The organism is Streptomyces marispadix (genome assembly GCF_022524345.1).
Lineage (GTDB): Bacteria > Actinomycetota > Actinomycetes > Streptomycetales > Streptomycetaceae > Streptomyces > Streptomyces marispadix.
The window spans coordinates 4,393,676-4,405,426 of record NZ_JAKWJU010000002.1 but is presented as its reverse complement, the minus strand read 5'-3'; the positions used below and the strand labels follow the sequence as shown (position 1 = coordinate 4,405,426).

Sequence of the window (11,751 nt, the reverse complement as noted above, 5' to 3'; positions counted from 1 at the left end):
CCTGTGCCCGAGCCGGGAGGAGGCGGGGCCGGGCGCCCGTCGGGGGCCGCTGATAGGAAAGAGGCCATGACGGACGACTCCTCCCTCCACCCCTACCGTGCGGACGACGCCCGCTACGACTCCATGGAGTACCGGCGTACGGGCCGTTCCGGCCTCAAGCTCCCCGCGGTCTCGCTCGGCCTGTGGCACAACTTCGGCGACGACCGCCCGCTGGAGACGCAGCGGGCGATCCTCCGCCGCGCCTTCGACCTCGGCGTGACCCACTTCGACCTGGCGAACAACTACGGCCCGCCGCCCGGTTCCGCCGAGTCCAACTTCGGCAAGCTGATGTCCCAGGACTTCCGCCCGTACCGTGACGAGCTGGTCATATCGACCAAGGCGGGCTATCCGATGCACCCCGGCCCCTACGGCGACTGGGGCTCCCGCAAGTATCTGCTCTCATCGCTCGACGCCTCGCTGCGGCGCATGGGTCTCGACTACGTCGACATCTTCTACTCCCACCGCTTCGACCCGGAGACGCCGCTGGAGGAGACGATGGGGGCGCTGGCCTCCGCCGTGCGTCAGGGAAAGGCCCTCTACGCCGGCATCTCCTCGTACAACTCCCGGCGGACGCGCGAAGCCGCGGCGCTGCTGCGGGAGATGGGAGTGCCCGCGCTCATCCACCAGCCCTCGTACTCGATGCTCAACCGCTGGACGGAGGAGGACGGCCTGCTCGACACCCTGGAGGGCGAGGGCATGGGCTGCATCTGCTTCGCGCCCCTCGCACAGGGGCTGCTCACCGACAAGTACCTCCAGGGCGTCCCGGAGGGGTCGCGCGCCTCGAAGGGGACGTCGCTGGACCCGGCGCTCCTGACGGAGGACGTGGTCGGGCGGCTGCGCGGCCTCGACGGCATCGCCCGACGCCGCGGACAGTCCCTCGCGCAGCTCGCGCTCCGCTGGGTGCTGCGGGACCCGAGGACGACGTCGGCGCTCATCGGCGCCAGCAGCGTGCGCCAGTTGGAGGCGAACGTGGCCGCGCTGGACGGGCCGGACCTCACCGCGGACGAGCTGCGCGAGATCGACTCCTACGCGGTCTCCGAGCCCGGCACGAACATCTGGGCGCGCAGCAGCGAGAGTTGAGGCACCGGGGCGCTGGGGCGCTGGGGTCGGCGCCGGGTTCGGTGCGACGCCCGTAACGTAAAGCGGGCCGGTCCGTGGGGGGATACGGACCGGCCCGAGGGGGGGTTCCCACCCTAGCCCCTGAGAAGGTCCCGTCCGGGCACCAACTGACTTACGAGGCGCATCGTTTCAGCGCCCCGCGGCCCTCAGGCCCTGGGCTCCGCCCTGTCGGCCCGCCTGCGGCCTGCCCGAGGCGGCCACCGACCGCGGTACCCCGACGAGCGACCCGCGGACGAACGCGGACTTGACGCCTCCGGGTAGGGGGCCGCGGAAGCCCCCGCACGCGGGGGCGACGATGACGGTGACGGTGCGGGCGGGGCAGCCTCCGCGATCAAGTGCGGCGGAGTACGCCCACGTCCAGTCGTCGCCCCTCAAGAAGGCCGTCGGAATACTCGGTGAGCGTTTGACTCAAGGCCGAGCGGTCTCTGTTCTCCAGCGCCGCGATGCCTTCAGGTCTTTCCCAACCGCCGAGGTAGACGTGGAGCACCGCCAGTCGACGATGAACCACTGCCGACCCTCGCCCGTGGCCGGATCACGACCCCCCCATGACTGAGGCATCGCTCACGGTGAGACCGTCCGCGCGAGGGCGGCGGACGGCGCGAGGCGGCGCGGACAGCGGGTGCCGCGGGGCGAAGGCGCCGGTCAGGGCGGGTTCGGGATGGTCGGGTCGCCTCGCCCCAAGTGGGGTTTACATGAGCTGAGTTGGCGTCACGTGACCTAAATCGCCCGCTATTTGGCCGTCGCTGTCAGTGGGAGGCCCTAGTCTTGACACATGTCCTCCACTTCCCAGCCACCAGGGTCAGACGGTCAGACCATTGCCGAAGCCAACGAGGCGATCCGGCAGTATGTCTCGGGCCGCACGATCTGGTCGCAGGCGGACCTCGCCGAGCTGGACCGGCTGCGTACGAGTTGGAAGCGCGCCGTTCAGGCCCAGGTGACACGGGCGGCCTGAGCCCCCGTAGAGACGGGTCCGGCCGCGCTCCGGCTCCGTCCGAGTCCCGGATTCCGTTCAACTGGCCCTGACCGCCCGGATTTCCGAGCCAGCGACCCGACCTCCAGCCGGACCGGCGCGACTCTCGCCTGACACCGGCGCATACCACCGAAGCGCGAGACGAGAGCCGTGGAGCGAGGCGGGACACGCCCCGCACTACGGCCGGGCACACGCCCCGCACCGTCCCGCCAGGGCGGCGACACCCGTCAGCCCTGGCGCGGGAAGGACACCTCCACGCGGCGGTTCTTCTTCCGTCCCTCTTCGCTGTTGTTGTCCGCGATCGGGTAATCCTCGCTGTAGCCGCGGACGTTGAAGGCGACGGTGGGGTCCAGCTCCTCGGCCAGCGCCTTCTGCACGGCGTCGGCGCGCTTCTTCGACAGCTTCTTCCCGTGCTCGTAGGAGCCCAGGTCGTCCGTGAAGCCGAAGACGTTGATCTCCTTCGACTTCTGCGAGTTGATCTCGTCGGCGATGTCCGAGATGCGCGACCGTGCGCTGCTGTCGAGCTTGGAGCTGTCCCTCGGGAACAGCACCTCCGCCTGGAGCGTGAACTTCGTCTTCCCCGTGCTGTCCTCGCGGCGTTCCGCACCGCCCAGGTCCTCGGTGACGAACTTGATGTCGAGCACCTTCGACGGTGCGAGCTTGGCGCCGTCCGCCAGCTTGAGGCCCGCCGCCTGCGGGTCGATCTTCACCGGCGGCTTGGAGTCGCCGATGTTGTCCGGCGGTTCGCTGTAGTCGGGCGCGGGTGCGCCGCCCTCGCCCGGCAGCGAGGGCGCCGTGGTGGGGATGGTCGTGGGGTCGTCGGCGCCCGGGAGCGACGTGGGGCCACTGGGGACCTTCACGGTGGGCTCCGGGACGGGGTCGTCCGCCCGTGCGCTCGACGCGGTGACCGCCGTCAGCAGCACGGCGGAGGCGGACGTGCACACCAGGGTGCGCAGCACATGGGCGCGGGTCGCGCCGGTCGCTCGGGTCGGCTTCATCTCGTCACTCACCTGACAGCTTGACCGTGGCGCTGGGCATGTCCGCCACCTGGAAGTCGACCTTGGTGGTCGACGAGGGCGGGGCGGGGAACTGCGCGAACCATTCGGACGTCTCGCCCTGCTCGAAGCCGCCGGTGAACTTGGTGCACAGGCAGTGGCCGTTGGTGTCCCGGAGGATGTAGTAGCGCTTCTTGCCCTTCTTGTCGATCATCGTCGCCCCGGCCATCGACAGGCCGTTGTCCTTGAGCTCGGACTCGTCGCTCGCCCAGCCCGGCAGTACGGCGACCGTGGGCCCCTCGTTCTTCAACGTCCCCTTGAACGTGGTGAATCCGGAGCTGTCGCGCTGCGCGGAGTTGATGGTCAGGGTGAGGTCTCCGCCCTTGCCGCCCTTGACCTGCGCGAGCACCTTGTCCGTGTCGACGGAACCGCCGCCCGCGCCGCCCGACCCGTCCTGCTGGGAGGAGTCGCCCGACTTGGCGCCGCCGTCTCCGCCGTCGTCTCCGCCGCTGCAACCGGCCACGGCGAGCACCAGACCCGTGGTGATCGCCGCCGCGGTCATCCCTTTACGGGGCCTCTTGGTGCGCCGAATGGTCATGGGTAGCTCGTCCCCTCTTCGTCGTCCGCTCGTCAACCGACCAGCACCACCGAGAAGAGATCCGACGGTTTCAGTTCGAGGTCGATGTCGTCCGGGTCGATGGTGAAGTCGTCGCCGTCGCAGGTGATTTCGATCAGATCGCCGTCGTCCGCGAGTTCGCACCGGGGCTTGATCACGGCGGTGGCTTCGGCCTCCGCCTTCTTGTTGTCCGCGCCGGGCACGATCGTCTCGCCCGTGTCGAAGCGGGTACGGACCTTCACGGTGTAGCCGTTGTGGCCGTCCCGTTCGACCGGGTCGCAGCTCACGACGTCCGAGCGGTTGCGGCCGGCGAAGTGGTCCGCCTCGCCGCATCCGTCGCCGGCGATGGAGCCGAGACCGTCGAGGATGTCCTCCAGGTCCTTGCCGTCGAGGATCGCGTCGAGGAAGTCCTCGAAGAGTTCGTCCCGGTCGTCCTGGGCCGCGCCGAGCGCGGCGGCGTCGGCGGCGGACTGGCCGCCGTTGCGTACGGTGCCCGCCTGCGCCACCGCGAAGAAGGCGAAGGCCAGGAAGAGCAGACCGGCGATGACCGCTCCGTAGAGGATCACGGTCGCCCCCTCGTCACGTCCGGCCCCGCCCCCGGCTCGTCTTCTCAGCCGCCGAGGATGCTGTTGACGGCCTTCGCGATCCCCGCGGAGATCGCAGTGTTCAGGCCCAGCCCCCTGATCGCGAGGATGATCGCGGCGACGATGATCACGATGCCCGCGTATTCGATGGCGCTGGCGCCCCTGTCCGACTCGCGGCCGTGCATGCGCTCCATGGCGCGCCGGCGCCAGTTGCGGATGGCATTCGACATCGCGGTCTCCTTCGGTGATGACGGGCTCGGTGTAGTTGTTGACGGTCTCGTCGCGGGCCAAACGGGCAGCCGGCGTACACGAGTTGGAGCTGGAAGGTGCTGAAGTGGTCCGACGCCCCGTCATGCCGCCCTCACCTCGTCGCCCACCGTCGTTGCCCGAATGCAGACTGTGCCACATCGGGCGCCCTGGGCGAAGGGGGCGTCGTAAAGGGGGAGTTGGGAGCGACGGGCGTGCACGGCGCGCCCCCGGAGCATGCCCGGCGGCGACACCGACTGGGGCGACGCCGGCTTGGGCGGCGCCCCCTGAATCCATGTGGGGTGCGTCCCCTGGAACTCTCGTCTCTGTCCGGCTTTCATCACGTCACCCGTTCAGTACGGAGCCGAAGTCGGTGTCCGAGCCGAGTACGAAGGTGGCCACGATCAGCAGCAGCGTCCCCGGAAGCAGGAAGCCGATGGTCGTCATCGTGGCCTTGGGCACGGTCTTGGCCGCCTGGCGGCGGGCGTTCTGAGCGTCCGTGCGGCGCATGTCCGTGGCGATCTGGATGAGGGTGTCGGCGATGGGCGCTCCCAGCTCCTCGCCCTGCTGAAGCGCGGAGACGAACTGGTCGACCTGGTCGCTGTCGTTGCGCTTGCGCAGGTCGTCGAAGGCTTCGCGGCGGCTCACTCCGAGGTCCATCTGCCGCAGCGTGATGCGCAGTTCGTCGGCCCAGGGCCCCTCGTAGTGCTCGGCGACCCGCTCCATCGCCTGACGGAAGCTGAGGCCCGCGGAGACGACGACGGCGAGTACGTCGAGGAAGTCGGGAAGGGTGCGTTCGATGACGCGCTTGCGGTCGCGTACCGCCTGCCGGATGCCCAAGTCGGCGGCGGAGAAGCCGAAGGCGAGCACGATGATGGTGAACAGCCAACTGTCGGCGGCCAGTCCGACGAGCGCCATGCCTGCGCCGAAGACGCCGTACGCGGCGCGCCGGGCCGCATAGCGGTGGATGGTCAGCCCGCCGGGGTTGCCCGCCTGGTCGATCCTTCGGCGCTTGCTGTCGACGCGCCGCTCCCCCATCAGACGCAGCACGAGCGGTGCGAGCGGCATGCCGAGACGGTCGACGGCCGCCCCGCGCTTGGTGGTTCGCGTGGAGCCGACCTCGAGGGCGAGGGCGAGGTCGCTGGGCAGTTCGGCGTCGGCTCGGTACATACGGACGCCCGCGAGGATTCCGTACACGGCGAGCCCGGCGACACCGGCGAGGAGGAAGGGCATCAGCTCCGCGGTCATGGTCACTCTCCTCCTCAGATCTCGATCTTGCCGAGCCGGCGGATGACGAAGAAGCCCGCGGCGAAGAGGCCGACCGCGACGATGATCGCGAGCTGGCCCAGCGCGGAGCCGGTGACCCTGGCGAGGGCGCCGGGCATCATCGTGTTCATCATCAGCATCGCGCCGAGGCCGAGCACGGGGACGGTGAACGCGGTCGCGTTGACCTCCGCGAGCATGGTGCGCACCTCGCGGCGGGTCTCCTTGCGCTCCTCCAGGGTGTCCGTGAGGTTGCGCAGCGACGCCACGAGAGTGCCGCCCGCGCGGTTGGCGAGGACCAACGTCGTGACGAGCACGACGAGTTCACGTGACGGCAGCCGTTCCGCGAGTTCGCCGAGCGCGTCGTCCACGGAGCGGCCGAGGGCCAACTGGTTGGTGACGAGGGTGAGTTCGTCGCCCGCCGGTGCGTCCAGCTCTTCGGCGGCCATGCTGAGCCCCGTACGGAGTGCGAGGCCGGCGGAGGTGGCGTTGGCGAGTATGCGGGACAGCTCCGGAAGCTGATTGATGAACTGCTCGGTGCGGCGCTGCCGTTGGTGGGTGAGGAACGCACCCGCGGCGATCACGCCCAGTATCCCGGCGATCGGCCCGAAGAACGGCGCGAGCACGGACGCGGCGACCAGCCACAGTCCGGCCACGAGGACGACGACGTACACGAAGAACTCGCCGGGCGTGATGTCCATGCCCGTGGCGGCCAGCCGGTTCTGCACGAGGCGGCCCAGCCTGGTACGCCGCAGCCGCTTGTCGACGCCGGTGAAGGCGCGGCGGCGGTCCGCGGGCTGCTCCTGGCCGACCGCCTCGGCGGTGAGCCGCTCGACGAGCGCCTTCTTCTGCGCGCGTCCCGACGCGAACGCCATGACCGCGGCGACGGCCAGTGCGCCGGCCAACAGGAAGGCGCCGAGCGCGAGTTGTGCGGTGGTCTCCATGGCGTGGTCCTGATCCTGGGGTTCCTGGTCGTGGGTTTCCTGGCTGTCCTGGGCTGTCTGAGCGTCCTGAGCTGTGCGGGGCTGTCCCGAGCTGTGCGGGACTTGCTGTGTGCTGCTCTGTCACGACCGGGTGTGCCGTGCCCCGGCCCCGCTCGCTACACCGCCTCCCTCGTGGTGAGCTGATCCGCGTCGTCCGCGACGCCGAAGACCGGCGGCACGGTCTCGCCCACCATGTGCAGCCGCTCGGCCACACGCCTCGGTACGGCCAGATGCTCGAACGCGCCGTGCACCTTGCCGTCCGAGGACATGGGCCGGGCGTCGAAGCGGGCGACGGACGCGATGCGGAAGACCTCCCTGCCGTGCGAGGCGAGCAGCACGATCTCCACGATCTTCCGCGACCCGTCGGCGAACCGCGCGAGCTGGATGATCACGTCCACGGCGGAGTTGATCTGGTCCTGGAGCGCCGGGAAGGGGATCTCGACCTCGGACATCGACGCGAGCGTCTGGAGCCGCATCAGCGCGTCCTCCGCGCTGTTGGCGTGCACCGTCGCCAGCGAGCCGTCGTGGCCGGTCGACATGGCCTGGAGCATGTCGAGGGTCTCGCCGCCGCGCACCTCGCCGACGATGATGCGGTCGGGCCGCATGCGCAGCGAGTTCCGCACGAGGTCGCGCACGGTGATCTGGCCCTTGCCCTCGACGTTCGGCGGCCTGGTCTCCAGCCGGATCACATGCTGCTGCTGGAGCTGGAGTTCGGCGGCGTCCTCGACGGTGATGATGCGCTCGTGCTCGGGGATGAGCCCGGAGAGGGCGTTGAGCAGCGTGGTCTTGCCGCTGCCCGTGCCCCCGGAGACGATCACGTTGAAGCGCGCCCGGATGAAGGCCGACAGCAGCGACAGGATGTACTCGTCGAGCGTGCCCAGCGCGATCAGCTCGTGCAGCGCGTACGCACGCGGGAAGCGCCGGATGGTGAGCGCGGGCCCGCTGAGGGACAGCGGCGGCACGATGACGTTGACGCGCTCGCCCGAGGGCAGCCGGGCGTCGACCATCGGATTCGACTCGTCCACACGCCTGTTGACGGTGGAGACGATGCGCTCGATGGTCTGCATGAGCTGCTCTTCGGAGGCGAAGCGCACGGGGACCTGCTCCACGCGGCCCGCGCGCTCCACGAAGACCTGGTCGGGTCCGTTGACCATGATCTCCGTGATTCCGGCGTCCTCCAGCAGCGGTTCGAGCACGCCGAGTCCCAGCGCCTCGTCGACGACGCGGCGGATGAGCAGCGCACGGTCCGACGTGGACAGCACGGGACCCTCGCGGCTGATGATGTGCCCGAGCACGCGCTCCAGCCGCGCCCTTCGCTCCTGCGGTGCGAGGGCGGACATCTCGGCGAGGTCGATCTCCTCCAGGAGCTTGGCGCGGTAGACCGACACGAGGTGCGTGGTGCCGCCGTCGGTGGCCGAACCGTTGCGCGTCCGGGTCTCGGGGGTGGTGATACGGGCCCGCAGACTCAACTCCGGCCTCCTCTCTGTGCGTTCGCGTTCATATGGGCGGCCGCCTCAGTCGCGCGGCATGGTCGCGGAGCGGGAGGCGTCGCCGAAGTCGTCGACTCCGGGCACCACGGACGGGATGGTCACCTTGGTGGTCACCTTGACCTCGTCCTCCGCTCCTCCGAGGGAGAACTTGCTGCGGGACGCGGTCCACTGGGACATCGCCGCCCTGCCCGACGCCGCGTAGTCGTCGGAGAAGTCGTCGCGGCTGGCGATACGGGCCGCGGCGCGTGCGCCCGTACCGGCCTGCTGCACGGCGTAACCCGCGACGCCGAGCTGGATCGCGGCCATCGCCACGAGCAGCAGCAGCGGCAGCATTCCGGCCAACTCCAGGCTGGAGGCGCCGCGTTCACGTTCGCCGGGCCGCTTCCGAGGGGCACCGCGACCGGGCTCGCCCGCCCGCGTCCCTGCGGCACGGGCGGAGCGCACGGCACCAGCCGCCCGCGCGGTCCGTACCGAGCACACAGCCCGCACCGTCCGCACCGCGCGTCTCACCGTCCGCGTACCGCTCATCCCCCGCTCACCCCTCGCCCTCCTGCGCGGCCCCCGCCGTACCGCTGATGCTGAAGGGAAGCTTCCCGGCGCCGGGGAAGAGGACGGGCGCGGACAGCCCGACGTCCGCCTTCCACAGGTGGCCTTCGAGGTCGCAGCGCACCGTCGACTTCTTCCGCCACTCCGCGGGCAGATGCTTGGTCGCGGCGGCCTTGCACGCGCCCTGGGCGTCGCCCTGCGAGGCGGCGGCGGTCGCGGCACGTGCCGCCTCGTCGGCCGCGTTGCCCGCGAGCGAGAACGTGTAGCCGAGCAGTACGCACTGCCACAGGATGGCCAGCACGGCCAGCACGACCGGCGCCATCCCCGCGAACTCCACGGTGACGGCGCCCTTTTCGCCCCAGACGCTGGTCTCGCCCTCGTCGTCGATGTCGTCGTCGTCCAGCGCGGGCCGTACGGGCCGTCCGCTCTGTACGCGCCCGATGTCGGGGCCCACGGGCGCCACCCTGGTACGGGTGTGGAACGGCGCGGCGCTGTTGGGCTCGTGCGGCGCACGGTGGTCGCGGTATTCGCGCGCCGGCGGCTCGTCGTGCGAGGCGCCGAGCGTACGGCCCGACGCGCCCGGAGGCAGCGCCTGACGGCCGCCCACGTCGCCCTGGCGTGCCTCGGGAGCCGCCGCGGTACCTCCGGGTCCGGGCGGGCCCGTACGGCGGCCCGGCTGCCCGGCGAGTCCCGGCTGCGCTGCCTGGTCCGGTGCCCCGCCGTGGGCGCCCTGGCCGTGGAGCCCCTGGCCCGCCTGACCAGCCGCCGCCTGAGCGGACTGACCCGGCTGTGCGGCTTGTGCGCCCGCGGCTCCCTGCTGCCCCTGCGTACCGGACGAGGCTCCCGGGGGCAGCGCCCGCCCGGACGAACTCGACACCGACGGCGGCAGCACCTGCTTCGGCTGTCCCGACCCCTGCCCCTTGGCGCCCTTCGAGCCGCGGCCGCCGCCCTTCCCGTGCTTGCCGCCGCCCGTCGCCTCGGTGGCGGTGACGAGCCCGAGTTCACCGGCGAAGGCCCAAAGTGCCTGCTTGACCGCGCTCTTGGACTCCAGGTCCTGGATGCGCCCGGCGTCCAGGGCGCTCTGGAGTTCCTTGTAGTTGGCCGGGATCGTCGTGCCCGCCACGGGAGTTCCCACGATGCGCGCGATCAGCGGGGGCTGGATCTCCGTGAGGCGCGACGTGCGGTTGACGAGGGTGACGGTCTCCTCCGCCTTGCGGATCTGGAGCCGGTCCCACATGCGCACCATGCGCTTGGCCGCGCGTACGGCCACCACGTCCGGCGTCGTCACCAGCACCGCGCTGTCGGACGTCTCGATCGCGGCGGCGTTGGCGGCGTTGAGCTGCGTACCGCAGTCGATCACGACGATGTCGTAGCGCGCCCTGAGGGCACCGATGATCTGGCGGGCCGCACGGTCGTCGACCTCCTCGCCGCGCTCGCCCTCGCCCGGCGCGAGCAGCAGCCCCAGCCCCGACTCATGGGCGAACACCGCGTCCTGGAGCACGCGTGCGGAGATGTCGGAGATACCGGCGAGATCCGCCGCCGAGCGCCGGAACTGCACGTCGAGGTACGACGCCACGTCCCCCGACTGGAGATCCATGTCCACCAGGGCCGTGCCGCGCCCCGACGCCTGTGCCGCCAGGGCGAGTTGGACGGCGGCGAGGGTGGTGCCGACGCCGCCCTTGGCACCGGTGACCGCGACGACGGTGCCGCCCAGTCCCGCGGACTCCTCGGGCATGCCGCCGAGGTGCTTGCGTACGCCCACCGCCCAGGAGGCGGCGGCGCCCACCCGCGCGGCGAGGTCGTCGTAGCTGAGGGGAAGCCCCAGTACGCCGCGCGCACCTGCGTCCATCGCGGCCGAGTACAGCGGCTGGCTGGTGTCGCGCGTGATGAGGACGACACCTACGGCGGGGAAGCGCAGCGCGATCTCACGGATCAGCTCCAGCGCGGGCAGCGGCCGGATCAGTTCGTGTACGAGCACGACCTCCGGCAGGTCCGCCACGGTCCCCTCCGCCAGCCGCGCGAGGGATTCCAGCAGCTGGGTGGAGTCGGCCGCGGGCGGCACCGGCTCGCTGTCGGGAAGCTGGCTGAGCAGGCCGACGACCGACCTGGCGGCTTCCGGGTCGGAGACGGCTGGCTGAATGCGGGTGACCATCGGCTGATTCCTGCCTCACTTGTCCCCGTTGAGCGTGTACGTACGGTCGCTCTCGGGGATGTCGCCGCCGTCGCCGGGGGCGACCAGGGCGAGACGGACGTGCTCCGCGAAGGACTCCGCGTATGCGACGCGCTGTGCGTCCACGGTGGAGAGGGCGAAGGTGATGGGGACGCCGTCGCGTTCGCCGAGCCTTCCGCGGTTCTCCTCGTCGGAGTTCTCCTTGAACGGGGTGAGCTTCCCTACGTCGATGACCTTCGCGTCGCTGACGATGACCTTCGACTGGTTGGGCGTCCTGCCCTTGCCGGACGCGGGCTGATCGCCCTCGAAGGTGGCGAAGATGTTGACGCGGCTGCCCGGGTCGATCTTGCCCGCGACACCGGTCTCGGCGTCGATCATGATCGCGATCTCCTGCTGGCCGGGCTTGAGTTCGGGCCGCTCGGACATCATGTCCGACTGGAGCAGCGATCCCTTGCGGAGCTTGCCGGCGGCGACCTTGTCGCGCAGCTCGCCGAGGTCGGTGACCGCGGTCTCCGGCAGCCAGCGCTCCGGTACGGACACCTTCTCGAACTGCCCCGCGTCGAGGGACGTGTAGGCGGGCACGTCCGCCTTCAGCTCGTACGCCGTCTTCTCGGGGCCGACCTTCGACTCCACGTCACGTATGAGCGCCAGCACGCCCCCGAACGCCGCCAGGGCGCAGAGGACGGAGACGACCAGCAGGATGACGCCACGGCGCTGGCGTGAATTCATG

The 11,751-nt window shown here is 70.8% G+C and carries 12 protein-coding genes; 2 read left to right on the top strand and 10 right to left on the bottom strand.

What is annotated here, in order from left to right; genetic code table 11:
- The first annotated feature begins 66 nt into the window (after positions 1 to 66).
- Positions 67 to 1,119, top strand: coding sequence for an L-glyceraldehyde 3-phosphate reductase (gene mgrA / locus MMA15_RS18565; protein WP_241061210.1), 1,053 nt, complete (start codon positions 67 to 69; stop codon positions 1,117 to 1,119).
- A gap of 811 nt (positions 1,120 to 1,930) precedes the next feature.
- Positions 1,931 to 2,110 carry a hypothetical protein gene (locus tag MMA15_RS18560; protein ID WP_241061208.1) on the top strand — a complete coding sequence of 60 codons (180 nt, stop codon included), beginning with the start codon at positions 1,931 to 1,933 and terminating at the stop codon, positions 2,108 to 2,110.
- A 245-nt stretch (positions 2,111 to 2,355) separates the two neighbouring features.
- On the opposite strand, the gene MMA15_RS18555 is transcribed toward MMA15_RS18560, so the two are convergent.
- From MMA15_RS18555 to cpaB, 10 genes are all read right to left on the bottom strand, one after another.
- Positions 2,356 to 3,126 carry an OmpA family protein gene (locus tag MMA15_RS18555; RefSeq protein WP_241061206.1) on the bottom strand — a complete coding sequence of 257 codons (771 nt, stop codon included), beginning with the start codon at positions 3,124 to 3,126 and terminating at the stop codon, positions 2,356 to 2,358.
- Positions 3,127 to 3,130: 4 nt separating this feature from the next.
- Positions 3,131 to 3,721 carry a hypothetical protein gene (locus MMA15_RS18550; RefSeq protein ID WP_241061204.1) on the bottom strand — a complete coding sequence of 197 codons (591 nt, stop codon included), beginning with the start codon at positions 3,719 to 3,721 and terminating at the stop codon, positions 3,131 to 3,133.
- A gap of 32 nt (positions 3,722 to 3,753) precedes the next feature.
- Positions 3,754 to 4,305 carry a hypothetical protein gene (locus MMA15_RS18545; protein WP_241061202.1) on the bottom strand — a complete coding sequence of 184 codons (552 nt, stop codon included), beginning with the start codon at positions 4,303 to 4,305 and terminating at the stop codon, positions 3,754 to 3,756.
- Between the two features lie 44 nt (positions 4,306 to 4,349).
- The gene (locus MMA15_RS18540; RefSeq protein ID WP_241061200.1) at positions 4,350 to 4,553 is read right to left on the bottom strand and encodes a hypothetical protein; all 204 of its coding nucleotides are present in this window, start codon (positions 4,551 to 4,553) and stop codon (positions 4,350 to 4,352) included.
- A gap of 361 nt (positions 4,554 to 4,914) precedes the next feature.
- On the bottom strand, positions 4,915 to 5,817 hold the full coding sequence (locus tag MMA15_RS18535) for a DUF5936 domain-containing protein (protein WP_241061198.1): 903 nt from the start codon (positions 5,815 to 5,817) through the stop codon (positions 4,915 to 4,917).
- Between the two features lie 14 nt (positions 5,818 to 5,831).
- The gene (locus tag MMA15_RS18530) at positions 5,832 to 6,776 is read right to left on the bottom strand and encodes a type II secretion system F family protein (protein WP_241061196.1); all 945 of its coding nucleotides are present in this window, start codon (positions 6,774 to 6,776) and stop codon (positions 5,832 to 5,834) included.
- A gap of 155 nt (positions 6,777 to 6,931) precedes the next feature.
- A complete protein-coding gene (locus MMA15_RS18525; RefSeq protein ID WP_241061194.1) occupies positions 6,932 to 8,284 on the bottom strand; it encodes a TadA family conjugal transfer-associated ATPase in 1,353 nt (450 codons plus the stop codon).
- A gap of 45 nt (positions 8,285 to 8,329) precedes the next feature.
- Positions 8,330 to 8,833, bottom strand: coding sequence for a TadE/TadG family type IV pilus assembly protein (locus MMA15_RS18520; protein WP_241061192.1), 504 nt, complete (start codon positions 8,831 to 8,833; stop codon positions 8,330 to 8,332).
- Between the two features lie 7 nt (positions 8,834 to 8,840).
- Entirely contained in the window at positions 8,841 to 11,003 is a 2,163-nt protein-coding gene (locus MMA15_RS28505; protein ID WP_372498268.1) for a CpaE/TadZ family protein, read from the bottom strand.
- A 15-nt stretch (positions 11,004 to 11,018) separates the two neighbouring features.
- Positions 11,019 to 11,750, bottom strand: coding sequence for a Flp pilus assembly protein CpaB (gene cpaB / locus MMA15_RS18505; RefSeq protein WP_241061190.1), 732 nt, complete (start codon positions 11,748 to 11,750; stop codon positions 11,019 to 11,021).
- Between the last annotated feature and the right edge of the window lies 1 nt (position 11,751).